This is a genomic window from Streptomyces sp. NPDC127119 (assembly GCF_042677425.1).
Classification (GTDB): domain Bacteria; phylum Actinomycetota; class Actinomycetes; order Streptomycetales; family Streptomycetaceae; genus Streptomyces.
This window is the reverse complement of record NZ_JBHXTO010000086.1, coordinates 16,446-41,232: the sequence shown is the minus strand read 5'-3', so window position 1 is coordinate 41,232 and position 24,787 is coordinate 16,446. Positions and strand designations below refer to the sequence as shown.

The 24,787-nt window shown below is 69.5% G+C and carries 21 protein-coding genes and 1 pseudogene; 3 read left to right on the top strand and 19 right to left on the bottom strand.

The annotated features are described in order from the left end of the window. Nucleotides 1-44: 44 nt before the first annotated feature. Together ACFVH5_RS29390 and ACFVH5_RS29385 are read right to left on the bottom strand one after the other, a co-directional pair. Nucleotides 45-2,660 (bottom strand): ABC transporter permease/substrate binding protein, encoded by a 2,616-nt coding sequence (locus tag ACFVH5_RS29390; protein WP_385836731.1) that lies wholly within the window; start codon nt 2,658-2,660, stop codon nt 45-47. Beyond that, nucleotides 2,653-3,741: a glycine betaine/L-proline ABC transporter ATP-binding protein gene (locus ACFVH5_RS29385; protein ID WP_384808387.1), complete on the bottom strand. Its 1,089-nt coding sequence runs from the start codon at nt 3,739-3,741 to the stop codon at nt 2,653-2,655. Before ACFVH5_RS29385 ends, ACFVH5_RS29390 begins: the two co-directional genes overlap by 8 nt. Nucleotides 3,742-4,036: 295 nt before the next feature. On the opposite strand from ACFVH5_RS29385, the gene ACFVH5_RS29380 reads away from it, so the two are divergent. The 3 genes from ACFVH5_RS29380 (at nt 4,037) to ACFVH5_RS29370 (ending at nt 7,049) form a co-directional block, all read left to right on the top strand. Beyond that, nucleotides 4,037-4,984, top strand: a complete 948-nt coding sequence (locus tag ACFVH5_RS29380; protein ID WP_384808446.1) for a 5'-3' exonuclease H3TH domain-containing protein — start codon at nt 4,037-4,039, stop codon at nt 4,982-4,984. 124 nt (nt 4,985-5,108) lie between these two features. After that, the gene (locus tag ACFVH5_RS29375; protein ID WP_384808388.1) at nt 5,109-5,960 is read left to right on the top strand and encodes a siderophore-interacting protein; all 852 of its coding nucleotides are present in this window, start codon (nt 5,109-5,111) and stop codon (nt 5,958-5,960) included. 132 nt (nt 5,961-6,092) lie between these two features. Beyond that, complete coding sequence (locus ACFVH5_RS29370; RefSeq protein WP_385836730.1) at nt 6,093-7,049, top strand: RluA family pseudouridine synthase; 957 nt, start codon at nt 6,093-6,095, stop codon at nt 7,047-7,049. On the opposite strand, the gene ACFVH5_RS29365 is transcribed toward ACFVH5_RS29370, so the two are convergent. The 17 genes and pseudogenes from ACFVH5_RS29365 to ACFVH5_RS29285 all read right to left on the bottom strand — a co-directional run bounded on the left by ACFVH5_RS29365 (nt 7,043) and on the right by ACFVH5_RS29285 (nt 24,669). Beyond that, the gene (locus ACFVH5_RS29365) at nt 7,043-8,527 is read right to left on the bottom strand and encodes a cytochrome P450 (protein WP_385836729.1); all 1,485 of its coding nucleotides are present in this window, start codon (nt 8,525-8,527) and stop codon (nt 7,043-7,045) included. The two genes, ACFVH5_RS29370 and ACFVH5_RS29365, sit on opposite strands and share 7 nt — an antisense overlap. 226 nt (nt 8,528-8,753) lie before the next feature. Further along, nucleotides 8,754-9,368 carry an ATP/GTP-binding protein gene (locus ACFVH5_RS29360; RefSeq protein ID WP_385836728.1) on the bottom strand — a complete coding sequence of 205 codons (615 nt, stop codon included), beginning with the start codon at nt 9,366-9,368 and terminating at the stop codon, nt 8,754-8,756. Next, complete coding sequence (locus ACFVH5_RS29355) at nt 9,349-9,789, bottom strand: DUF742 domain-containing protein (protein WP_385836727.1); 441 nt, start codon at nt 9,787-9,789, stop codon at nt 9,349-9,351. The genes ACFVH5_RS29360 and ACFVH5_RS29355 overlap by 20 nt, the downstream gene beginning before the upstream one ends. Then, nucleotides 9,786-10,193, bottom strand: a complete 408-nt coding sequence (locus tag ACFVH5_RS29350; protein ID WP_107019841.1) for a roadblock/LC7 domain-containing protein — start codon at nt 10,191-10,193, stop codon at nt 9,786-9,788. Before ACFVH5_RS29350 ends, ACFVH5_RS29355 begins: the two co-directional genes overlap by 4 nt. Further along, the gene (locus tag ACFVH5_RS29345; protein WP_385836726.1) at nt 10,190-11,797 is read right to left on the bottom strand and encodes a sensor histidine kinase; all 1,608 of its coding nucleotides are present in this window, start codon (nt 11,795-11,797) and stop codon (nt 10,190-10,192) included. Before ACFVH5_RS29345 ends, ACFVH5_RS29350 begins: the two co-directional genes overlap by 4 nt. Before the next feature lie 425 nt (nt 11,798-12,222). Beyond that, on the bottom strand, nt 12,223-15,084 hold the full coding sequence (locus tag ACFVH5_RS29340; RefSeq protein WP_385836724.1) for a DEAD/DEAH box helicase: 2,862 nt from the start codon (nt 15,082-15,084) through the stop codon (nt 12,223-12,225). Nucleotides 15,085-15,215: 131 nt separating this feature from the next. Next, entirely contained in the window at nt 15,216-16,106 is an 891-nt protein-coding gene (locus tag ACFVH5_RS29335; RefSeq protein ID WP_385836723.1) for a diacylglycerol kinase, read from the bottom strand. A gap of 43 nt (nt 16,107-16,149) precedes the next feature. Then, the gene (tatC, locus tag ACFVH5_RS29330; protein ID WP_384808399.1) at nt 16,150-17,106 is read right to left on the bottom strand and encodes a twin-arginine translocase subunit TatC; all 957 of its coding nucleotides are present in this window, start codon (nt 17,104-17,106) and stop codon (nt 16,150-16,152) included. 47 nt (nt 17,107-17,153) lie between these two features. Further along, the gene (tatA, locus tag ACFVH5_RS29325; RefSeq protein ID WP_107019846.1) at nt 17,154-17,438 is read right to left on the bottom strand and encodes a Sec-independent protein translocase subunit TatA; all 285 of its coding nucleotides are present in this window, start codon (nt 17,436-17,438) and stop codon (nt 17,154-17,156) included. A 236-nt stretch (nt 17,439-17,674) separates the two neighbouring features. Further along, nucleotides 17,675-17,869: a hypothetical protein gene (locus ACFVH5_RS29320; protein ID WP_385836722.1), complete on the bottom strand. Its 195-nt coding sequence runs from the start codon at nt 17,867-17,869 to the stop codon at nt 17,675-17,677. Nucleotides 17,870-17,878: 9 nt separating this feature from the next. Then, nucleotides 17,879-18,166, bottom strand: coding sequence for a hypothetical protein (locus ACFVH5_RS29315; protein WP_385836721.1), 288 nt, complete (start codon nt 18,164-18,166; stop codon nt 17,879-17,881). A gap of 11 nt (nt 18,167-18,177) precedes the next feature. Continuing rightward, nucleotides 18,178-19,311: a helix-turn-helix transcriptional regulator gene (locus ACFVH5_RS29310; protein WP_385836720.1), complete on the bottom strand. Its 1,134-nt coding sequence runs from the start codon at nt 19,309-19,311 to the stop codon at nt 18,178-18,180. A 15-nt stretch (nt 19,312-19,326) separates the two neighbouring features. Beyond that, the gene (locus ACFVH5_RS29305) at nt 19,327-20,280 is read right to left on the bottom strand and encodes a helix-turn-helix transcriptional regulator (protein ID WP_385836719.1); all 954 of its coding nucleotides are present in this window, start codon (nt 20,278-20,280) and stop codon (nt 19,327-19,329) included. Between the two features lie 149 nt (nt 20,281-20,429). Beyond that, nucleotides 20,430-20,801 carry an FKBP-type peptidyl-prolyl cis-trans isomerase gene (locus ACFVH5_RS29300; protein WP_384808412.1) on the bottom strand — a complete coding sequence of 124 codons (372 nt, stop codon included), beginning with the start codon at nt 20,799-20,801 and terminating at the stop codon, nt 20,430-20,432. Nucleotides 20,802-20,852: 51 nt separating this feature from the next. Further along, the gene (locus ACFVH5_RS29295; RefSeq protein ID WP_385836718.1) at nt 20,853-21,866 is read right to left on the bottom strand and encodes an FKBP-type peptidyl-prolyl cis-trans isomerase; all 1,014 of its coding nucleotides are present in this window, start codon (nt 21,864-21,866) and stop codon (nt 20,853-20,855) included. 173 nt (nt 21,867-22,039) lie between these two features. Next, on the bottom strand, nt 22,040-23,401 hold the full coding sequence (gene pafA, locus ACFVH5_RS29290; RefSeq protein WP_149512755.1) for a Pup--protein ligase: 1,362 nt from the start codon (nt 23,399-23,401) through the stop codon (nt 22,040-22,042). Between the two features lie 9 nt (nt 23,402-23,410). Beyond that, nucleotides 23,411-24,669 (bottom strand): annotated as a pseudogene (locus ACFVH5_RS29285) (MFS transporter). Nucleotides 24,670-24,787: the final 118 nt, after the last annotated feature.

Here is a 24,787-nt window from a genome sequence, read left to right as displayed (position 1 = left end):
GCACCGTACGGTGCCGTCCGCCCCTCGCTCGTCCTGCTCGTCCGCTACTGCGGAGTCATGCGTTCCACCATGTCCGGGTGCTCCTTGAGCCACGCGGCCACGGCGTCCTCCTCGTGTCCCTGGCCCTGGTCCTTGATCTCGGCCTCCAGGCTGCCGAGTTCGTCCTCGCTCATCTTGAAGTTCTTGATCCACTTGGTGAGCTGCGGATACTCGCCGGGGAACTTCTTGTTGGAGATGGTCCGGATCGTGTTGCCCTCACCGAACAGCTTCTTCTCGTCCGAGAGCTTCGTCAGCTTGTACTCGCTGTAGGCCCAGTGCGGGGACCACAGGGTGACGGCGACGGGCTCCTTCTTGGCGTACGCGCGCTTCAGCTCGGCGAGCATCGCGGGCGTGGAGCCGTCGACGACCTTGTACTCCTTGTCGAGGCCGTAGCCCGGAAGCACGTCCTTCTTCAGGAGGTTCATCTCGCCGGTGCCCGGCTCGATGCCGATGATCCTGCCGTCGAAGGTGTCGGCCTTGCCCTTGAGGTCCGCCAGGGACTTGACGTCCTTGACGTAGGAGGGCACCGCGACCTCCAGGGACGTCGGCTCGTACCAGGTGCCGAGGTCCGTCAGGTTGTCCTTGTGCTTGTTCCAGTAGTTCGACTGCGCGTACGGGAGCCAGGCGTCGAAGTTGAGGTCGATGTCACCGGAGGCGAGGCCCGTGTAGACCGGGCCGACGTCCATCTGCTTCAGGTTCAGCGTGTAGCCGCGCCGGGCCAGGACGTTCTTCCACAGGTACGTGACGGCGACGTCCTCGTCCCACGGGAACCAGGCGACGTCGATGGCCTTCTTCGCCTCGGCCGGGGTGCCGGAGGAGGAACCCGCCACCGGGGCCAGCTCGTCGACGACCTTGGAGTTGCTCTTCAGCCAGGTGCGCACGGCGTCCTGCTGAGCGCCCTTGCCGGCCTTGTTGATCTCCGCCTCAAGACCGGTGAGCTGGTCCTCGGTCATCTTGAAGTTCTTGAGCCACTTGCCGACGACCGGGTCGTCCTTCGCGAACCCCTTGCGGGACAGCGTGTGCACACCGTCGCCCTTGCCCCAGGCGTTCTTGGTGTCCTTGAGCTTCTTCAGCTTGTACTCGCTGTACGCCCAGTGCGGCGACCAGAGCGTGCCGACGAACGGCTCCTTCTTGGCGTACGCGCGCTTCAGCTCGGCGAGCATCGCGGGCGTCGAACTGTCGACGACCTTGTACTCCTTGTCGAGCCCGTACTCCTTGAGGACCTTCTTCTTGAGAAGACCCATCATTCCGGCGCTGGACTCGATGCCGGTGATCTTGCCGTCGAACTCCCCGGCCTTGCCCTTGAGGTCCTCCAGGGTCTCGATGTCGTCCATGTAGGCGGGCACGCTCAGCTCCAGGGACGTCGGGCCGAACCAGGAGCCCATGTCGTCGAGCTGCTTGCCGTACTTCTTCCAGTACTCCGCGTGGGTGACGGGCAGCCAGGAGTCGGTCTGGAAGTCGATGTCGCCCTGCGCGAGGGAGGTGTAGAGGGGGCCCGCGTCGAACTGCTTGACGTCGACCTTGTAGCCGCGCTGCTCCAGGATCTCCTTCCACAGGAAGGTGGAGGCGACGCCCTCGTCCCAGGGGATGTAGCCGATGGTGATCTTCTTGCCCTGGCCGACGTTCTTGGAGTCGGACGCGGCCGTCTCGGTGTCGTCGGAGCCGAACATGCCCATGCCGCCCGCGACGAGCGCCAGCACGACGACACCGACCACGGCCACGGTGGGCTGCGGACGGTAGGTCCAGATCTTCAGGCCCTGTGCGGCGCGCAGCTTGGCGGCGGCGCGGCGGCCGAGCGGCGAGACCTGGGTGCCCAGCGCGCTGGTCATCCGGTCCAGGTAGATGGCGAGGATGACGATGGCGACGCCCGCCTCGGAGCCGAGGCCGACGTTCAGCTGGCCGATCGCCTCGTTCACGTCACCGCCGAGCCCGCCGGTGCCGACCATCCCCGCGATGGCGGCCATGGACAGACCCAGCATGATGACCTGGTTGACGCCCGCCATGACGGTGGGCAGGGCCAGCGGCAGCTGGACGCGCAGCAGGATGTTGCCGGGGGTGGTGCCGAACGCGTCGGCGGCCTCGACCAGTTCCTTGTCGACCTGCCGGATGCCCAGCTCGGTCATCCGGACGCCGGGTGCCAGCGCGAAGATCAGGGTGGCCACGATGCCCGCGGGGGCGCCGGTGCCGAAGAACAGGATCGCCGGGATCAGGTAGATCATCGCCGGCAGCGTCTGCATGAAGTCGAGCACGGGCCGCACGATGCTGCTGACCCGGTCCGAGCGTGCCGCCCAGATGCCGACGGGCACCGAGATGACGAGCGCGATGATCGTCGCCACCAGGACGAGCGACAGGGTCACCATCGCGTTCTCCCACAGTTCGAGGGAGTCGATGAACGCGAATCCCACGAAGGTGAGCAGACCTGCCGAGGTGCCGCGCAGCCAGAACGCGATGACCGCGAAGATGCCCGCGAGGAGGAGCGGTTCGGGGGCCTGGAGGACGGCGTTGATGCCGTCGTAGGCGCCCAGGAAGACGGTCTTGAAGAAGTCGAAGAGCCACGCCATGTGGTTCAGCAGCCAGTCGACCGCGTCGTTGACCCAGTCGCCGAAGGGGACTCTAGGCATCGGTCTTCACCGCCCCGAGGGTCTTGCCGCCGGGAGAGTCGCAGGGCGCGGGTTCCCCCTGTTCGTCACCGAGGAAGCCGACGAGCCGCCGCCGTGGCACGACTCCGACCAGCTTCCCCTTCTTGTCGACGACGGCGACGGGATGCGTCAGCCGCGCGCTGATCGCGCACAGCTCACCGAACGACGAGTCGGGCCGGGCGGTCTCGCAGCCGCAGTCCGCCTCGTCGCCGCGCAGTTCCGTGTCCATGACGGAGGCCGCGGTGAGGACGCGGGAGCGGTCGACGTCCTGGGTGAAGGAGGCCACGTAGTCGTTCGCGGGGCGCACGAGGATGTCCTCGGCGGTGCCTATCTGTACGATCCGGCCGTCCCGCATGACGGCGATGCGGTCGCCCAGGCGCATGGCCTCGTTGAGGTCGTGGGTGATGAACACGATGGTCTTCTTGAGTTTCTTCTGCAGTTCGATCAGCTGGTCCTGCATGTCGCGGCGGATCAGCGGGTCGAGCGCGCTGAACGACTCGTCCATCAGCAGCAGGTCGGCGTCGGTGGCGAGCGCGCGGGCGAGGCCCACGCGCTGCTGCATACCGCCGGACAGTTCGTCGGGCCAGGACTTCTCCCAGCCGGCGAGGCCGGCCAGGATCAGGGCCTTGTTGGCGCGCTCGTGACGTTCGGCGCGCGGCACCCCCTGCACCTCAAGGCCGTACGCGGCGTTCTCCAGGACGCTGCGGTGCGGGAAGAGCGCGAAGTGCTGGAAGACCATGCTCACCTTGCGGGAGCGGACCTCGCGCATCTCACGGTCGTTCAGCGCGGTCAGGTCCTGCCCGTCGAAGACCACGCGTCCCTCGGTGGGCTCCAGAAGCCCGTTGAGCATGCGCAGCAGTGTGGACTTGCCGGATCCCGAGAGTCCCATCACGACGAAGATCTCGCCGGGTTCCACCGTGAAGGAGGCGTCGATCACCGCGGCCGTGATTCCGTCGGCGCGCAGTTCCTCGCGGTCGGCTCCCCCTCGCAGTCGCTCGACGGCCTCGCCGGGTCGTCTTCCGAACACTTTGTAGAGCTTTTCCGCCTGCAGCCTGGATGACACAAGTACCTCTCCGGTCGAACGAAGACGGCCCGCCTCCCCCGCCGGCGGGCCGTGGAGCGATGCGGGTTCCGCCCGCTCATCCGGTCCGCGCATGTTCAGGTGTGGTTGAAAATGCGACCGGGTTCGCTCCGGTTGCGCCCCTGCCCCGACTCCCTTGGCGCAAACCCGACCGTGTCCCAGTTCACATTTTGTTTACTTCCCGACGGTTGCGGAACTCGCCTTCGCCCGCCTCACCGTGCGCGGCCTTTCGCGCACCGTCCGCGCCGGGCGGTGACTGTCAGTGCCGTACGGCATGATGCGAGACGTGACGCAGCAGACTCAGCAGCCCCGGCGAACCATGCTCCTCGACACCGCATCCCTGTACTTTCGCGCCTACTTCGGGGTGCCGGAATCCGTGAAGGCCCCGGACGGCACTCCTGTGAACGCCGTACGGGGACTTCTCGAGTTCATCGACCGCCTGGTGAAGGACCACCGGCCGGACGACCTGGTGGCCTGCATGGACGCCGACTGGCGCCCGCAGTGGCGGGTCGACCTGATCCCCTCCTACAAGGCGCACCGCGTGGCCCAGGAGACCGAGACGGGCCCGGACGAGGAGGAGGTGCCCGACACCCTCTCGCCGCAGGTGCCGGTCATCGAGGAGATCCTGGACGCGCTGGGCATCGCGCGCGTGGGCGTCGAGGGGTACGAGGCGGACGACGTGATCGGCACGTTCGCCGGCCGCGCCACGGGCCCGGTCGACATCGTCACCGGCGACCGCGACCTGTACCAACTGGTGGACGACGAGCGGGGCGTCCGCGTGCTGTACCCGCTCAAGGGCGTCGGCTCCCTCCAGCTCACGGACGAGGCCTGGCTGCGCGAGAGGTACGGCGTGGACGGGCCGGGGTACGTGGATCTGGCGCTGCTGCGCGGCGACCCCAGCGACGGACTGCCGGGCGTGCCGGGCATCGGTGAGAAGACGGCCGCCAAGCTGCTGGCCGAGTTCGGGGACCTGGCCGGGATCATGGCGGCGGTGGACGACCCTAAGGCCAAGCTGACCCCCTCGCAGCGCAGGCGCCTGGACGAGTCGCGGCCGTACGTGTCGGTCGCGCCGAAGGTCGTCAGGGTGGCCGGTGACGTGCCCCTGCCGCCGGTGGACACCGCGCTGCCGCACACGCCGCGCGATCCGGCGGCCGTCGACGCGCTGGCGGCGCGCTGGGGTCTCGGCGGTTCCTTGACGCGCTTGTTGTCGACTCTGGGGTCCTGAGAGGGACACTGGACGTGTGGGGTCGCGTCACGGGTTCCCGTTCACCTGAGGCGTGTCACGAGGTGTGGCCTAGGGAGAGGTGCTAACTTAGGTAAGCCTTAGCGAACTTATCCAGGAGGCCGTTATGGCAGAGCGTCCGGCACGCAAGGCTCCCAAGCCGCACTCCGCGCGAGTGGTCCGTACGGAGCGGCTGACACCGCACATGCAGCGGGTGGTCCTCGGAGGCGAGGGGCTCGCCGACTTCACCGCGGGCACCAGCACCGACCATTACGTGAAGCTGCTGTTCGCCGCCGAGGGCGTGACGTATCCGGAGCCCTTCGACATGGCGCGGATCCGCGAGGAGTTCCCCCGTGAGCAGTGGCCCGTCACACGTACGTACACCGTGCGCGCCTGGGACCCCGAGCAGCGTGAACTGACCCTCGACTTCGTGATCCACGGCGACGAGGGACTTGCCGGGCCCTGGGCCGCCCACGTGCAAGCGGGCGAGCTCGTGCGTTTCCTCGGGCCTGGCGGGGCGTACGCCCCCGACGCCGAAGCCGACTGGCATCTCCTGGCCGGCGACGAGAGCGCGCTGCCCGCCATCGCCGCCTCGCTGGAGGGCATGCCCCACGGAGCACAGGTGCGTGCCTTCGTGGAGGTCTCCGGGCCGGAGGAGGAGCAGAAGTTCGACTCGGCCGTGGAGGTCGTCTGGCTGCACCGCGGTGACCGTCCGGTCGGCGAGGCCCTGGTGGCGGCCGTCCAGGCACTGGAGTTCCCGGCGGGCCGGGTGCACGCGTTCGTGCACGGTGAGGCGGGCTTCGTGAAGGAGCTGCGGCGGCTGCTGCGCGTCGAGAAGGAGATTCCGCGTGAGGACATCTCCATCTCCGGGTACTGGCGGCTGGGCCACAACGAGGACGGGTGGCAGGCCGCGAAGCGCGACTGGAACGCGCAGGTCGAGGCCGAGCAGGAGGCTGCGCCCCCTGTCACCTCTGCCTGAACGGATCCTCTCCACGACGGGGCCCCTCCGGGCCGGGGCTCGGATTGCGGCTGCGGGTGGGGCCCGGTCGCGCCCACGCGGCGGAGCCGCAGGATCGACACAGCCCCGCGCCCCTCTGCGTACGCTGACCAGGTGAGACGCAAAAGCAGGATTCCGCCCTCTCCCCTGCCCCAGCGCGAAGGGGTGGATCCGGTGCGGATGCGGCTGCCGGCCGACGGCGCCTGGAGCACCGTACGGGAGCATCTGCTGGAGCGGCTCGCACCGCGGGCCGCGGTGATCGAGGGGATGCTCGCCGCGGGACAGATCGTGGACGCGGACGGGCGGCCGGTGACGGCGGACACGGCCTACGTGCCGGGCATGTTCGTGTGGTTCCACCGGGAACTGCCCGACGAGGAGCGGGTGCCGTTCACCGTCGAGGTCGTCCACCGCGACGAGCACATCGTGGTCGCCGACAAACCGCACTTCATCGCCACGACCCCCCGGGGCAGCCATGTCACCGAGACGGTCCTCGCACGGCTGCGGCGGGAACTCGGGCTGCCGGCGCTGGGCGCCGCGCACCGGCTCGACCGGCTCACCGCCGGGCTCGTGCTGTTCACGGTGCGCCCCGAGGAACGGGGCGCGTACCAGTCGCTGTTCCGCGACCGGCTCGTACGCAAGGAGTACGAGGCGGTGGCGGCGTACGCGCCGGAGCTGGACCTGCCCGTGACGGTCCGCAGCCGCATCCTGAAGGAGCGGGGTGTGCTCGCCGCCCAGGAGGTGCCGGGCGAGCCGAACGCCGAGACCCGGGTCGAGCTGATGGAGCACCGGGAGGGCCTGGCCCACTACCGGCTGCTGCCGCACACCGGGCAGACCCATCAACTGCGGGTGCACATGAACGCGTTGGGTGTGCCGATCCTCGGCGACCCGCTGTATCCCGTGGTCACCGGCCCCGTGCCGGCCGGTGACTTCCGACGCCCGCTCCAACTGCTCGCACGGGTGCTGGAGTTCACCGATCCGGTCACGGGGCACAGGCATTCGTTCCGCAGCGCGCGGACCCTCGGGGCCTGGTCCGCGCACGACGACTGGTCCGGTGACGGCCGGGCTCAGTAGCCTCGCCACCAGCGCACGAAGCGCTGCCAGGCGCCGAGCCGCTGTCCTCCCGCTCCGGTGGCCGGGTCGGCGGCCGGGTACTCCGGCAGGTCGATCGTGGGACGCGGCACCGGGGCGGCGTCCGGGGACGGGTCGGAGACGTCCCAGTCGGGACGCGGGCGGGGCACGTCGCTGACGCCGGGCCGCTCCATGACGTCCTGCGGCGAGGCCGGGGCGAACACGACGGGAAGTTCCGCCAGGTGCCGCGAGGAGATCGACGCGGTCCACGCCAGGTCGTCCTCGTCCACGGAGAGCTGGACGTCAGGGAGCCGCTTGAGGAGCGCGTCGACGCCGACGTCCGCGATGGCACGGCCGATGTCCTGGCCGGGGCACTCGTGCGGGCCGCCGCCGAAGGCGAGATGCGAGCGGTTGCCCATCATGTTCGCCTTGAGGTCCGGGCGGACGTGCGGGTCGACGTTGCCCGCCGCCATCCCGAGGAGCAGCCCGTCACCCTTGCGGATGCGCTGCCCGCCCAGCTCCGTGTCCTGCTTGGCGAAGTAGCCGAGGACGTTGCTGAACGGCGGCTCGTTCCACAGGGACTGCTCCACCGCCTGGGGCACCGTCATCTGGCCGCCGTTGAGCTGGGCGCGGAAGCCCGGGTCGGTGAGGACCACGCGCAGCACGTTGGCCAGGAGGTTCGCCGTGGCCTCGTACGCGGCGAGGAGGACGACCCGCAGGTGCTGGCCCACCTCCTCGTCGGTGAGTCCGGCCGGATGGTTGATGAGATGGCTGGTGAAGTCCTCGGCGGGCTCGGCCCGGCGGCGGACCGTGAGCCGCATCAGCACGCTCATGACGTACTCGTTGCTGGCGATCGCGGTCTCGGTGCCCTTGAGGAGGTCGCGGGTGGCCTGCACCATCCGGTCGTCGTACTCCTCGGGCATGCCGAGGATCTCGCACAGCACGGCCATCGGCAGATGTTCGGCGAACTGGGAGACCAGGTCGGCGGTGCCGCGATGGCAGAAGTGGTTGACCAGCTCCTGGGTCCAGTGGCTGATGTGGCGGCGCAGGTCACGGGAGTTGATGGTCGACATGGCGCCCATCACGGAGCCGCGCAGCCGCTGGTGTTCGTCGCCCTCGGCGTGGGAGCAGATGGGCTGCCAGGTGATGAGCGGCATCAGCGGGTGGTCGGGACCCGCCGTGCCGTCCAGGAGGGGGGTCCAGATCCGGCTGTCGCGGGTGTAGACCGAGGGGTTGCTGATCATGTGGAGGTTCTCGCCGTGTCCGAGGACCATCCAGATGGGCACGTCGTTGTGGAGCAGCACGGGCGCGACGGCGCCGTGCTCGGCGCGCAGCTTCTCGTACAGCCCCGCCAGATCCTGCGCGTCGGGTCCGTACAGCCGGCGCAGCCCGCCGGGCCCCGTGCCATGGGCCGGACAGCCCGGCGGCGGCCCGGCCACAGGCTCGTCGGTATCGGTCGGAGAATGAGATTCAGGCGTCACGGTGATCGCTTTCGGGAAGGGGTTGAGCCGGGGTCGGGGATGTCGGGCGAATGGATGCGGCGGCAGGCTGGATGACCGGGGCGCGGCAGGCTGAAGACAGGGGCGCAGCCCCGTCTTCAGGGGCGCGGGGCTGTGTCGATCTGCGGCTCCGCCGCGTGGGCGCGACCAGCCCCCACCGGAACCGCAGATGTCACCGCGCCCAAAGCGGAGCGCCGACGTGGAACGTCTACGCCGAGGCCATCGCCATCGAGTGCAGAAACCGCATCAACGTCATCAGAACGTCCCGGCTGGAAGCCCGCCGCCGCGCATCGCACGTCATCATGGGAATCTCCTCGGACAGATCGAGCGCCGCCCGCAGGTCCTCCATGGGGTAACGGGGCCCGTCCGGAAAGTCGTTGACGGCGACCACGAACGGCACCCCGCGCTCCTCCAGGCGTCCGATGACGTCGAAGCTGACCTCCAGGCGCCGGGTGTCGACCAGGACGACCGCGCCCAGGGCGCCCTCGAACAGGCCGTTCCACAGGAACCAGAAGCGTTCCTGACCGGGGGTGCCGAACAGGTACAGCACCAGCTGTTCGGTGATGCTGATGCGGCCGAAGTCCATCGCGACGGTGGTGGCCGTCTTCGTGTCGGAGCCGTAGTTGTCGTCGACCCCGATGCCGGCCTGCGTCATGGTCTCTTCGGTGGTCAGCGGCCTGATCTCGCTGACGGAGCCCACCATCGTCGTCTTGCCGACCCCGAACCCGCCCACGATCACGATCTTCACCGCGGCGGTCGCCGTCTGCGGGAGATGGTCCTCGGCGCGGGGCCCCGGGACGGTGTCAGAGCTTTTGAAGTCCATGCATCACCGCTTCGAGAAGGGAACGGTCGGGCAACTCCGCGCGGACCATCGGAGCGCGCGCCTGTACCAGTTCGGCCGTCAGCAGCTCCGTCAGCAGTACGGTCACCACGCTGAACGGCAGATTGAGATAGGCCGAGACCTCGGCCACGGACATGGGGGCCTGGCAGAGCCGGAGCAGCGCCGACTGTTCCGGCTGGGCGGTGGGCGGGGCATCGGCGCACGCCACGATTAAGGTCACCAGGTCGAGTTCGGCGCGGTCGCCGCCCTCGACCTGGCCGGTGACGACATACAGCCGTTCCGGCTCGCGGGGCCGGCCCGGCCCGCCCGGCCCGGCGTGTCCGCCGGGCCCTTCCGGCGGGGGCGCGGGTTTCGGTTTGTGCGCCGCCTTGGGCAGGCGGCGGCGTCGTTGGGGAGGGCTCATACGGTCTGCCCGTTCCGCCGGGGCGGACTCGTGAGATGCGCGCCGATCCGGACGACGAGGTCACGCATCCGGGCGCTCATCAGTCCGGCGTCGACGTGGGCCTCCGCCAGCACCGCGAGATAGGCGTTGGGGCCCGCGGCCATCATGTAGAAGTAGCCGCCCTCCATCTCGATGATGACCATGCGCATCTTGCCGTCGGTGTCGGGGATCTCGGTGGCGACGGCCCCGGCGAGGCTCTGGAGGCCGGCGCAGGCCGCGGCGATGCGGTCGGCGGCGTCGGGGTCGCCGCCGTACCGGGCGATGCGCAGACCGTCGGCGGAGAGGACGACGACCTGCCGGGTGCCGTACACCCCGTCGGACAGCTCCTTGAGCATCCAGTCGAAATTGGCGCGCTGCTGGATCACTTGAGGTCCCCCTCGTCGTCGGCCTCGGTGCGGGCCGGACTGTTCGTCGCTCCGGGCGTCTGCTGCTGGTCGCCGTCGCCTTTGAGGCCGGCCATGAACGCCTCGACCCACAGCCCGGGTTCCTTCTCTTCCTTCTTCTTCTTGGGCACCTGGGTGGACGACCTGGTCCAGTCGATGACGGGGCGGCCCTCCTTGCGCGCGGCCTCGGCCTCCGCCGCGGCGGCCCTGGCCTCCTTCACCCGCTGGCTGTAGGGGACCGTGACCCGGCTGCGGCGCTGCGGCAGCCCGTTGGCCGTCCACTCGGTGACCTCGGGGACGTCGTCCTCCATCTCGTCCGGCTTGGAGGTACGGGGTCCGGTGGTGGGGCGGCGCTTCTTCTCGACGCGCTGGGGGCCCTCGACGCCGTCGAAGTCGACCTTGGGCACGGCCGCCGCGCCGATGCCGTGGGCGAGACCGGGGGCATTGTCCTCGGTGAGCAGCTTGCGCGGTACGACGAGGACCGCGCGTACGCCGCCGTACGCGGACTGGCGCAGGGAGACCTGCATGTCGTACATGTCCATGAGACGGCCGACGACGGCGAGGCCGAGCCGGGGGTCCTCACCGAGCTGGTTGAGGTCGGGGCCCTTCGCCGCCTGCTCGAGCATGCGCTCGGCCCGGGTGCGGGCCTCCTCGCTGAGGCTGACTCCGGCGTCCTCGATCTCGATGGCCACACCGGTCTGCACCTCGACCGCGGTGACGTGGACCTTGGTGTGCGGCGGCGAGTAGCGCGTGGCGTTGTCGAGGAGTTCGGCGGCGGCGTGGATGACCGGCTCGACGTGGATGCCGTCGACGCTCACCTTGGCGATGGAGTGCAGTTCGATGCGCCGGTACTCCAGGATGCGGGACATGGCACCGCGCAGCACGCTGTACAGCGGGACCGGCGCGGGCCACTGGCGGCCGGGACGGCCGCCGCCGAGGACGGCGATGGAGTCGGCGAGGCGGCCGATCAGCGCGGTGCCGTGGTCGATGCGCAGCAGGTCGTCGAAGACCTCGGGGTTGCGCCCGTGGTCCTCCTCCATCTCGCGGAGTTCCACGTTCTGCTGGTGGACGATCGCCTGGACGCGGCGGGCGATGTTGACGAAGGAGCGCTGCGCGGCCTCGCGCTGCAGTTCCTCGTTGTCGATGATCCGCAGCAGTTCGATCAGGAGTGCGCGCTGGGAGCGGGGGATGTTCCGCTGGGCGGGGTCGTTGTCGACGAGCCGCCGGACCGTCTCCTGGGGGGAGCGGCCGCCGCGCATCGCCTTGAGCACGGTGGGCAGCAGGTGCTCGCGGAGGTGGTCGATCTCCGCGTCGTGCAGGGAGACGCGCCGTTCCATGGACTCTGTGCGGCGGGCGAGTTCGGCCCGTGCCGCGCGGATGACCCGGCCGCGTCGGACCGCTTCCGCCGCTGTGGCGATCACGAGCAGGGTCGCGACGGCTCCGCACCAGCCGACGGCCGCGCGAGCCGGCTGCGTCACCAGGGCGACGGCGGTGCCGGTCGCGACGGCCATCACTATGGCCGGCAGCAACAGCACGCGCGCGTAGGGAACGTCACGGCCACCGGGAGGCAATTGAACACTCACCATGTATGCCCTCTGAGACAAGTCGACTGGAGGTCGGGGGGGGGGAGGTATCTGGATCTTCAGAACTTGGGGGAACAAGCGCACGAATTCATCTCAACTCGGTGCGCTGCGGGCGAGCTTAGTCCGACCGGATCATCGCTGTGTCATATTCAGCAACCACCTGAAATCGCCCTCGCAACAGGAGTACGCTCAGCCCCATTTACACGCCACGCATCCGAACGAACACCCAGCGTGACAGCGTACGGGCATGCGAAAACCCCTCACCACAAGGGGTGATGGGGGCTTTCGCGGCGCTGCGACACGTGCCCGGACCCGGACAATCCGGACCCGGGCGCCCTCACTGCCAGGGCCCCGGGGCCGTCCAGCCGTCGAGCGGATTCAGCGTCCCGGCGTCTCAGCGTCCGAGTCGTGTCAGCGTCCGGGTCGTGTCAGCCCACCGACGAGTACGCCACCACTCCGCGCAGCAGTTGGTCGACCGCCTTGCGGGCGTTCTTCGCCACCGTCGAACTCGCGGCGGACGACGTCGGCGCCGCCGCCGAGATCTGCCCGAGCACGTCGATGACCTGCTTGCACCAGCGTACGAAGTCACCGGCGGGCATCTCCGCCTCGCGCAGCACCTCGTCGAGGCCCTTGCCCGACGCCCACTCGTGCGCCGCCCAGGCGAAGCCCAGGTCGGGCTCGCGCTGGCCCACGCCCTCGGTCTGGGTGATGCGGAAGTCCTCCTCCAGGGCGTCGAGACGGCCCCAGATGCGGACCATCTCGCCCAGCGCGGCCTTCGCCCTGCCGGACGGCAGCTTGGGCGCCATCGCGTCGTCGGCGGCCCGTGACTCGTACACCAACGCCGAGACGCACGCGGCCAGTTCGGCCGGTCCCAGGCCCTCCCACACTCCCTCGCGCAGGCATTCGCTGGAGAGGAGGTCCATCTCGCCGTACAACCGGGCGAGCCGCTTGCCGTGTTCGGTGACCTCGTCGTTGCGCAGGTAGTCCATCTCGGTGAGCAGCGCCACGATGCGGTCGAAGGTGCGGGCGATGGTGTTCGTCCGGCCCTCGATGCGCTGCTCCAGCTGTGCGGTGTCACGCTTCAGCCGGTGGTAGCGCTCGGCCCAGCGGGCGTGGTCCTCGCGGTCGCTGCACCCGTGGCAGGGGTGGGCCCTGATCGCGGTCCGCAGCCGGGCGATCTCGCGGTCGTCGGCGGCTTCGGCCCGCTTCTTGCGGTGCCGGTCGGGCACGATGTGCCCGGCCTTGGTCCGCAGCGCGGAGGCCAGATCGCGGCGCGACTGCGGTGAGCGCGCGTTGAACGACTTCGGGATGCGCATCCGCTCCAGGGCCTCCACGGGCACCGGGAAGTCCATCGACGCGAGCCGCTTGACCTGCCGCTCGGCGGTGAGCACCAGCGGGCGGGGCCCGTCGTGCTGCTCGAAGCCGCGGTGGCCGTTGGACCGCCCCGCGGGCAGCCCCGGGTCGAGGACCAGGGCGAGCCCCGCGAACTTGCCGGTGGGCACGTGGATGATGTCGCCCGGCTTGAGCTTCTCCAGCGCGACGGCCGCCTCGGCGCGCCGCTGGGAGGCGCCCTGCTTGGCCAGTTCGGTCTCCCGGTCCTTCAGCTCGCGCCGCAGTCGCGCGTACTCGTCGAAGTCCCCGAGGTGGCAGGTCATCGACTCCTTGTAGCCCTCAAGTCCCTCCTCGTTGCGCTGCACCTGGCGGGAGATCCCGACGACCGACTTGTCGGCCTGGAACTGCGCGAAGGACGTCTCGAGCAGCTCGCGCGAGCGGTGCCGCCCGAACTGCTCGACGAGGTTGACCGCCATGTTGTAGGACGGCTTGAAGCTGGAGCGCAGCGGGTACGTGCGCGTGCCGGCCAGTCCCGCGAGGTGGTCGGGGTTCATCCCGCGCTGCCACAGCACCACGGCGTGGCCCTCGACATCGATGCCACGGCGGCCCGCCCGCCCGGTGAGCTGGGTGTACTCGCCGGGGGTGATGTCCGCGTGCTGCTCGCCGTTCCACTTGACGAGCTTCTCCAGGACCACCGAACGGGCGGGCATGTTGATGCCCAGCGCGAGGGTCTCGGTGGCGAACACGGCCTTCACCAGGCCGCGCACGAACAGTTCCTCGACGACCTCCTTGAACGTCGGCAGCATGCCCGCGTGGTGGGCCGCGATGCCGCGCTCCAGGCCTTCCAGCCACTCGTAGTAGCCCAGGACGTGCAGGTCCTCGTCCGGGATGGACGCCGTGCGCTCCTCCACGAGGGCACGCACCCGTTCCCGGGCGTCCTCGTCGTTCAGCCGCAGGCCCGCGTACAGGCACTGCTGGACGGCCGCCTCGCAGGCCGCGCGGCTGAAGATGAACGTGATGGCGGGCAGCAGCCCTTCGGAGTCGAGCCGCTCGATGACCTCGGGCCGGCCGGGCGTCCACACCCGGGACCGCTGCCTGCGCTCGCGCTCCCGGTCCGCGTCGCGCATCGCACGGCCGCGCTTGCGGTCCTGGTACGACGGACGGCTGGCCTCCATGCGCGCCATGCGCGTGAGGTCGGGGTTGACGGCCTTCTTGTGGCCCTCGCCCTCCTCGAAGAGGTCGTACATCCGCCGGCCGCCGAGCACGTGCTGGAACAGCGGGACGGGCCGGTGCTCGGAGACGATCACCTCGGTGTCGCCGCGCACGGTGTCGAGCCAGTCCCCGAACTCCTCCGCGTTCGACACGGTCGCCGACAGCGACACCAGCGTGACCGACTCGGGGAGGTGGATGATCACTTCCTCCCACACGGCGCCGCGGAAACGGTCCGAGAGGTAGTGCACCTCGTCCATGACGACGTACCCGAGGCCGAGGAGGGTCTGCGAGCCCGCGTACAGCATGTTGCGCAGCACCTCGGTGGTCATCACGACGACCGGGGCGTCACTGTTGACGCTGTTGTCGCCGGTGAGCAGGCCCACCTTGTCCGCGCCGTAACGGCGGGACAGGTCCGCGTACTTCTGGTTCGACAGGGCCTTGATGGGTGTCGTGTAGAAGCACTTCTTGCCCTGCTGGAGGGCGAGATGGACGGCGAACTCGCCCACGATCGTCTTGCCCGAGCCGGTGGGCGCGGCCACCAGGACTCCTTTGCCCCCTTCAAGAGCTTTGCAGGCCTCGATCTGGAAGGGGTCGAGGCCGAAGTCGTACATCTCGCGGAAGCCCGCGAGCGCGGTGGCCTGCTCGACAGCGCGCTTCCGTGCTGCCGCGTACCGCTCGGCCGGTGAGAGGTCGTCTGTCATCGTGCTTTCGAGACTACCGGCCACCACTGACAACAGGACGATCATTATCCGATCGGAGTTCGCGGATCCACCTCGACCCGGTTCCGTCCGGTGTGTCCACCCCGCTCCCGGAGGCACTCCGCCGCCTCCCAGGGGCGCGATCAGGGGCCCGTCCGAAAACTCGGCCGGAGGCCCGTTCAGGGCCCCGCGACGCGGACCGCTCCCCGTACGCATTCCGCCGTCAGCGGGAGAGGTCCCAGGCGTTCGCCGTCCGCGTAGCCCGTGATGGTCTCCGCGGCCAGTTCGACCTTCGTGGCGCGGTGCGTGGTGATCATGGGGTGGTTCAGGTGGGTGCCCTTGTAGACCTGGGGGAAGACCCGTAGCAGCGAGGCGCGGCTGCACGGGCCGACCACCGTGATGTCGAAGAGTCCGTCGGTGAGGTCGGCGTCCGCGCAGATCCGCATGCCTCCTCCGTAGGAGGGCCCGTTGCCGACGGCCACCAGCGTCGCCTCGATCTCCCGGACCTCGCCGTCGTCCAGGGTGATCCGGTACGGGAAGGGCTTGAAGGCGGCGAGTTCGGCGAGCATCGCGAGGTCGTACCTGAACCGGCCGCTGGGCCAACGCATGCGGTTGCCGCGGTCGTTGACCCGTGAGTCGAAGCCGGAGGCGAGGACCGTGCCGAACCACGTGCCGCCCACCCGGCCGAGGTCGATGTCGCGCACCCGGGCCCCCTTGAGCGCCTCGGCGACCGTCCGTCCCGCGGCGGCCGGGTCCCGTACCGGCAGCCCCAGGGCCCGCGCGAAGTCGTTCCCGGTACCGACGGCGACCAGCCCCAACGGCGTGTCCGTCCCTGCGACGGCCTGCAGAGCGAGGCCTGCCATGCCGTCGCCCCCGACGGCCACCAGGGCGCCGGTACCGGCTGCGACGGCGGCACGCGCGCGCGTGAGGGCGTCCCGGGCGTTCTCGCCGAGGACCGTACGCACGGAGAAGCCCGCGGCCCGGAGAGCGGAAGCGGCCGGCTGCGCCGCGCGGGCGCCCCGGCCGCGTCCCGCGGTGGGATTGACGAAGAGGGTGATCTCGCTGGTCACGGCCCGGACCCTACAAGGCCTGTGCCCGGCTCAGGTCACGTCGTCAGGTCACGTCGTCGTAACCGTTGATCCGGTCCCGCTCGCCGTCCGGCTGCGCGGGCAGCGCGCGGTTGGCCGTCACGGGTTCGATCTCACCGATGTCCTCGGGGGTGAGGTCGAGTTCGGAGGCCTCGTCGTCGTCGGGGCCCTCGGCCTCACGACGGTCCCTGCGGCGGTCGTTCAGCACGGAGAAGGCGGTGGCCGCGAAGTACAGGACCCAGATGGGCCCGGCGAGCGCCAGCATCGTCAGCGGGTCCGTACTGGGCGTGGCGACGGCGGCGAAGACGGTGATGCCCATGATCATGCCGCGCCACCAGCCGGCCATGCGCTTGCCGGTGATCACACCGGTCATGTTGAGCATCACCAGGAGCAGCGGCAACTCGAAGGAGAGACCGAAGACGACGACCATGCGGGTCACGAGGTCGAGCAGATCGTCCAGCGGCAGCAGGTTGTCGACGCCGAACGGCGTGAACTCGATCAGGACCTTCGCGGTGGTGGGGAGCACCTTGTAGGCGAAGAAGGCGCCACCGAGGAAGAGCGGGACACCCGACGCGACGAACGCGTACGCGTACTTCTTCTCGCTGCGGTGCAGACCCGGCGCGACGAACGCCCAGAGCTGGTACAGCCAGACCGGCGAGGCCAGTACGACACCGGCCATCAGCGAGACCTTCAGGGCCAGCGTGAAGGGCGTCAGCAGACCGTTGATCGTGATCTGCGCGCAGGGGTCGTCGGACGACGACTTCGCCAGCTGCTGGAAGGTCTTGTCGCAGCCGACCTCTTTGAGGATCGGCTCCGTGAAGAAGTTGATGATGTCGTTGTAGAAGAAGGCGGCGACGATCGTCACGAGGACGATGGCCAGCATCGCCTTCGCGAGCCGGTTGCGGAGCTCGCGAAGGTGTTCCGCGAGGGGCATCCGCCCCTCCGGATCCTTCTCTTCCTTCTGACGGACAGACTTCAGCAACCCACGTTCCCATCTCGTGCAGGGGGCCGGCGGTCACCGGCCCTGCGTCAGCGCTTGGTCGTGTCCGTGGGCTCGGTGACCGGGCGGGAGCTGGTCACGTCACCGGGCGCGGCCTGGATGGTGCGGTGGGGCTGCTGGTCGTCCTGGGGCGGCGCGGCCGGAGCGGCGGCGTCGTCCTTGCCCTCGCTCTTCATCGCCTTGGCCTCGCTCTTGAGGATGCGGGCGGACTTCCCCAGGGAGCGGGCCATGTCGGGAAGCTTCTTCGCGCCGAACAGCAGGATGACGACGACGAGGATGAGAATGATCTCGGGAGCGCCGAGCCTTCCGAACATAAGCTTTTACCTTCTCACCGAGGCGGCGTGGTTGGGTTGCTGCCCGACCGGTCGGACGTCTGTCCGAGGGTCGCGCTGGCAGCGATCGTAACGCTCAGGGGTGAACGCGAGGCAATCCCTGTGCGTACTCCAGTTCGCGGTCGGCGCCTCACTCTCCGGTCCGCGACCTGCAGCGTACCTTCCGACCCTGCGAAGTTGACAGGTCAGAGTGACTCAAAGCCCCGGCACAGGATGGCTCAGAGGGCGTCCGCGGAACGGGCCGCTCCGACCGACGCGTGCTCCAGATCCTCGGCCGCGCGGCTGATCCGGCGTGCGGATTCGTCGACCTGCCTGCCCAGCCGTTCCGCTTCCAGGAAGACACGGACGGCGAGCACGCCGAGCACGGCGATTCCCAGGAAACCCACAGCGATCGCGATCATCGGCCAGAACATGGCTCGACCCTAAGCCCCCCGGGCCGTGCCCTGCAGACGCAGGGCCCGCACCCCTCCTCCGGTGAGCAGCTCGACGATGCGCTCCCCGGCCGGTTTGCGCACCGCCGTGCGGCACTGCGGACAGGTGAAGGAGTAGAAAGTGGTCCGATGTGTGGCGCCGACGACCAGGCGCAGGGCGCTCGCGGCGAGCTCGAAGCCTCCCCGGCAGTCCGGGCACGCGGCCTTGAACAGCACGGGGTCCACTCTCGTCATCCCGGAGAACGCGGACGCCACGGACATCTCACTCGTACCAGACATTGCCGACCCGCTCACAGCCCTTGCTCCTGCCTGCCGTACAGCCCGTCATGAACTCCGTGCGGCCCGTCCTGCGGGTGCCGCACTCCCCCGTCACCACCGGAGGGAGCATCCGTGACACCGTCGCGAGACGCCTGTGAGGGGGCCTGCGGCCCGCTCCCGGCGTCGTACGCGTCCAGTGGTCCGTCGTAGGCCGCGAGCGCCTCACGCGCCGCCCGGCGGGCGCTGTCGGCGACCTCCGGCGGCGAGACGATCCGGCCGTCGCGCCCGAGCCGCAGGGCCAGCCGGCGCAGCGACGCCGGGTCCGGGGTGCGCAGCGTGATGCGCAGCCCGCCGTCCGGCAGCTCCTCGGCGCTGTCGTGGGGGTAGTACTCGGCGACCCAGCGTCCGCCGGGGCCGACCTCCACGACCACCTCGGGGTCCTCGGCGGCCGGCTGCACCAGCCCCTCCGAGAGGTCCCGCAGTTCGATCTCGGGCGGCGCGGACGGCTCGTCGAGGATCTTGATCTCGGCGACCCGGTCCAGCCGGAAGGTGCGCCGGGCCTCCGAGCGGCGGCACCAGGCCTCCACGTACGTGTGCCCGACGCTGACCAGGCGGATCGGGTCGATCTCGCGCTCGCTCAGCTCGTCCCGCGACGGCGAGTAGTAGCGGATCCACAGCCTGCGCCGCTCGGAGATGGCCCGGTCGACGTCGGCGAAGACCCCGCCCTCCGCCTCGAAGGTGACCGACAGCCGGGAGCTGGCGCTCGCCGCCTCACCGGAGGCGGCCTCCACCTTCGCGGTGGCCCGCAGCAGCGCCTGCCGGTCTCCCTCGCGCAGGCCCGGCAGGGTCGACACGGCCCGCGCGGCCACCAGGAGCGCGGTCGCCTCGTCGGCGGCGATCCGCAGCGGCTCCGCGACGTCGTCCGGGTTGTGCCACCAGATCCGGTCGCCGTCGGTGTCGATGTCGAGCAGGTCGCCGCCGCGGAAACTGGTCCCGCACAGCGGCAGCACGTCGAGGTCGGAGATCAGCTCGTCCTCGGTGATCCCGAAGGCCCGCGCCACGTCCTCGATCCGGGCGCCGGGGCGCTCGCGCAGATACGTCACCAGGGACAGCATCCGCCGCGTCTGGTCGATCGCGTTCGTGGGCCTGGCCGGTTTTCCTGCCACTTTCCTACGTCCCCCTCAGCCCTTGGCCACAGCGCGCAGCCGGTCCACGACGTCGGCCCGCAGCTCGGCCGGCTCCAGGACCACCACGTCGGGCCCGAACTCCACCAGCCAGGCGTCCAGACCGTGCCCGTACGGAACCTCCAACTCGTCCCACCCGTCACCGAGTTCCCGCACGGACGCCGCCTTGGCGCGCAGCGGGTACCCCGAGCCCGTCCGCAGCCGGATCAGCGCGGAACGGTCGGTGATGTCCCCCGCCCAGCCCGCGACGGTCTCCCGCACGGTGACGACGTCGGGCACCTCCGCCGTGTACTTGCCACTGCGGGTACGGACCTTTCCGGTGATCCGGGACAGCCGGAAGACGCGCTCGGCCCCCCGGTCGCGGTCCCAGCCGGCCAGGTACCAGTGGCCGCGCCAGCACTCCAGGGCCCAGGGCTCCACATGGCGGGGCCCTGGGCGGGCCGCGGTCGCCTTGCGGTAGTCGAAGGTGACGGGACGGCGGTCGCGGCAGGCGAGCATCAGCGGCTCGAAGGCCGCCTCGTGCACGGGGATGCGCGGCTCCAGGGCCCCATGGGGCTCGTACGGGTCGACGCCCTCGGGCAGTCCCGCGGCGCGCAGCTTCTGCAGGGCGCCGCTCGCCGCGCCCGCGAGCCGGGCCTGCTGCCAGACCTTGGCGGCCAGCCCGAGGGCCGCGGCCTCCTCGGCGTCCAGCGTGATGGGCGGCAGCCGGTTGCTGTCGCGGCGGGCCAGATAGCCGACCTCGCCGTCGAGGTTCTCCACCGTCTCGATGACCAGGCCGAGTTCGCGCAGATCGTCCTTGTCCCGCTCGAACATCCGGTTGAAGGAGTCGTCCGAGCCGGCCTCCAGATAGGCCTCGATGGACTCACGGAGTTCGCGCTTGCTGAGCGGTCGCCGCGTCCCGAGCAGACACAGCGCCAGGTTCATCAGCCGCTCTGCCTTGGCAATGGCCATCGACGCCCTTCCTATGATGCTTCCGACCGATGACCGTACCGCCCCGGGGTGTCGTGGCAAAAGCCGAGGGCCCATGCCCGGACAGGCATGGACCCCAAGTGATCAAATCCAGTCGGACCGCGATCACACGACCTACGAAAATCGGAACGTCAGACCCCTACGAGGTCACAGACGAAGATCAGCGTCTCGCCGGGGCCGATACGGCCACCCGCACCACGGTCGCCGTACGCGAGGTGCGAGGGGATGACCAGCTGGCGACGGCCGCCGACCTTCATGCCCTGCACACCCTGGTCCCAGCCCGCGATGACCTGACCGACGCCCAGCTTGAACTGCAGCGGCGTACCCCGGTTCCAGGACGCGTCGAACTCCTCGCCGGTGGAGAAGGCCACACCGACGTAGTGGACCGAGACGGTGTCGCCCGCCTTGGCCACCGGGCCGTCACCCTCCCAGATGTCCTTGACTTCGAGGTCCTTGGGGGGCTCGCCGCCCGGGAAGTCGATCTCGGGCTTCTCGATGCTCACGTCAGTGCTCCTGCTCGTTCTCGGTGGGACAACCCGGACAGTCTGCCATCCTCAGCTCGCGGCCAGGATGTCGACCACGAACACGAGGGTGGACTTGGCCGGCAGCTCCTCGCCCTTGGCCTCGTCGCCGTACGCCTGGGCCGGCGGAATCACCAGCAGCACCCGGTCCCCGACGTGCTTGCCGACGAGCCCCTTGTCCCAGCCCGCGATGACCTGACCCTGACCGATGACGGTGCTGAAGGGCTGGCCCGTCTTCCACGACGAGTCGAAGAGCGTGGCCTTCGCCTTGCCCTCGTTGAGCTTCCACGCGGCACCGCTGTACTGCATGGTGACCGACTGGCCGCTCTTCACCTCGGCACCCTTGCCCTCGATGAGGACCTGGTCGACGAGCTTGGCCGGCGGGTCGTTCTTCGGCACGGAGATCGTGGCGGGCGCCTCGTCGTCGGCCTTGATCTGCGGCAGGTCCGACGGGATCGTGGCCTGCTTGCCCTCGACCTTGTTCGGGACGACATCGCCCACGTCCAGCGCGAAGACCAGGGTGTCGGTGCCCGTGACCCCGGCCTGCTGGTTGCCCTGACTGCCGAACCCGGCCGCCGGCGGCGCGACCACCAGGACGCGGCTGCCCTCCTTCTGACCCACGAGCGCCTGCGAGAACGCCGGAATGACCGTCTCGGAACCCGCCGTGATCAACTGCGGCGCCCCGCCCTCCTGGTACGAGGAACCGAGGTCCTTGCCGCTCTTCCAGACCTTCCCGGTGAAGTTCATCGACACCAGGTCGTCCTTCTTCACCACCGAGCCGTCACCCTCGGAGACCGTGTGCACGACGAACTTGTCCGTCGGGTCGCCCTTGGGCACCTCGATCGTCGCCTTCTTACCGAAGGCACCCTTCACCGCGGGCATCGGCGACGCCGAGTCCACCGGCTTCGGCGCCGCGGCGTTGGACGCGGAGGACGACGCCGACGGATCGGCCTTGTCCTTGTCGCCCTTGTCGTCGTCACTTCCGCAGGCGGACGCGGTCAGCGCCAGGGCAGGCACGATCAGGAGAGCAGCAAGTCGGCGTCGCACATCGATCCTCAGGTCGCTCGAATGGGGTCCGGCCACTCTAGGCCCTCGCACCACCGGGCCGGGGCAGGCGGAACCGACCGTACCGACCGAGACATACGGAGGACGTAACACAGGACATGACAGGGGTCCCGCACACCCGCGGTGCACAGGACCCCTGCCATGCCGACGAACCCCTACATGCCGGCGATCAGCTTCTCCACTCGATCGTCGACGGACCGGAACGGGTCCTTGCACAACACCGTGCGCTGCGCCTGGTCGTTGAGCTTCAGATGCACCCAGTCGACAGTGAAATCACGGCGCTGCTCCTGCGCACGCCGGATGAAGTCACCCCGCAGCCGGGCCCGAGTGGTCTGCGGCGGAACGGACTTGCCCTCGAAGATCTTCAAGTCGTTGCAGATCCTCGCGGCCTGACCCCGCTTCTCCAGCAGGTAGTAGAGACCCCGGCGACGGTGGATGTCGTGGTAGGCGAGGTCTATCTGGGCGACGCGCGGATGCGACATCGTCATGTTGTGCTTGGCGCGATACCGCTCGATGAGCTTGTACTTCATCACCCAGTCGATCTCGGTACCGATCCGGTCGAGGTCCTCGGACTCGATCGAATCCAGCGTGCGGCCCCACAGCTCCAGAACCTGGTCCACGACGCCCGTACGGATACCGCGGCGCTCCACGAAGTCCACGGCCTTCTCGTAGTACTCGCGCTGCACCTCCAGCGCGGATGCCTCCCGGCCACTGGCCAGGCGCACCTTGCGGCGGCCCGTGATGTCATGGCTGACCTCGCGGATCGCCCGGATCGGGTTCTCCAGGGTCAGGTCACGCATCACCGTGCCCGCCTCGATCATGCGCAGCACGAGATCGGTGGCACCGACCTTCAGGAGCATGGTCGTCTCGGACATGTTCGAGTCACCGACGATGACGTGCAGCCTGCGGTAGCGCTCGGCGTCCGCGTGCGGTTCGTCCCTGGTGTTGATGATCGGCCGGGAACGGGTCGTCGCCGAGGAGACGCCCTCCCAGATGTGCTCCGCCCGCTGACTGACGCAGTACACCGCGCCCCGCGGGGTCTGCAGCACCTTTCCGGCACCGCAGAGGAGCTGCCTCGTGACGAGGAAGGGAATGAGAATGTCCGCGAGCCGGGAGAACTCCCCGTGACGGGCCACCAGATAGTTCTCGTGGCAGCCGTAGGAGTTGCCCGCCGAGTCGGTGTTGTTCTTGAAGAGGTAGACGTCGCCCGCGATTCCTTCCTCGTGCAGGCGTCGTTCCGCGTCTACCAGGAGTCCTTCCAGAATGCGTTCGCCGGCCTTGTCGTGGGTGACGAGTTCCGTCAGGTTGTCACATTCGGGAGTGGCATATTCCGGATGTGATCCCACGTCTAGATAGAGGCGGGCACCGTTTCGCAGAAAGACATTGCTGCTGCGGCCCCATGACACGACACGGCGGAAGAGGTACCGCGCCACCTCGTCGGGAGACAGGCGCCGCTGTCCCCTGAACGTACACGTGACGCCGTACTCGTTCTCCAGCCCGAAAATGCGGCGGTCCATGACTGAACATTACGCCTGATGGACTGTGCTGAAACGGGGTTCGGCTCCTACGTTTCGATCATTTCCGAACTTGACTCCACCACCGCACCCCCGCCCGTAGCTGCGAGGACCCGCCCCGTGGCCAGCAGAACCAGCAGCGCGGCACCCCCCGCCACCCCCGGTACGGCGAAGCCCCGCACCGCTCCGCCCCACTCGACGACCGGCCCCGCGAGGCCCGTTCCGACCGACGCACCCACGGTGAACGTCGTCACCAGCCAGGAGAACGCCTCGGTGACCGTGCCCCTCGGAGCATGCCGGTCGACGATGATGAACGCACACGCGATGCACGGCGCCAGGAAGACACCCGCCAGCGCCACCAGCCCCGTCATCGCCACCGCGCCCGGCATGAGCATCAGCGGCAGATAACACAGCGCCAGAAGCGCCACGAGCACCCGCAGTCGCCGCTCCGGCGCACCACTCCACTGCCGCGCCCCGTAGACCGTGCCCCCGACGAGCGCACCCAGCCCCAGCGCCGCCATCAGCCAGCCGTACGTCGCGTCACCCCCGTGGTCGTCCGCGTACGACACACCCGCGACCGTGATGGACCCGAGCGCCATACCCACAAAAAGGAACGCCCCCAGCAGCGCGATGAGCCCGCGCGAGCGCAACGCGCCGAGCCAGTGCGCCTCCCGGGGCGCCGAACGCCACGCGCGCGAGGGCCCCGACACCACTACGGAGAGGGCACCCAGGACACCGATGACGTTGATGACGACCAGCGCCGCCTGCGCGGACCACAGGGCCACGCACAGCGTCACCAGCAACGGCCCGACGGTGAACATGACTTCCTGCGCCACGGCGTCCATCGCGTACGCCGTGTGCACCTGGCCCTCCTTGCGCAGGACCGACGGCCACAGCGCCCGCAGACCGCCCTCCAGCGGCGGCGTGAAGAATCCGGCGACCACCATGAGGGCGTACGCGAGCGGGAGCGACTGCAGGCCCGTGAGGGCGAACACGGTCACCCCCAGGGCGGAGACGAGCGCGGCGGGCAGCTGGATCCGCGGCTGCCCGTGCAGGTCCACCAGACGGCCGAGCAGCGGCTGCCCCACGGCGTTGGACACTCCGTAGACCGCGGTCAGCGCCCCCGCCAGGCTGTAGCTGCCGCCCTCCGCGCGCACGAAGAGCACGACGGCGATGGCACCCGCGGCGTTCGGCAGACGGCCCACCAGAGTGCCCGCGAGCAGCCGTGCGGCATGTCTCGTCCGGAGGATCTCCAGGTACCCCGCGGCCATGTCCCGCCCCTCTGTCCCGTCCGGCTGACTGATCCGGCTTTCTTGTGCGGCTTTCCTGTTCGGCTTCCTTGTCCGTGTCGCCGCGAGCGTCGGACGTTTTACGTATAACGTCGCTCGT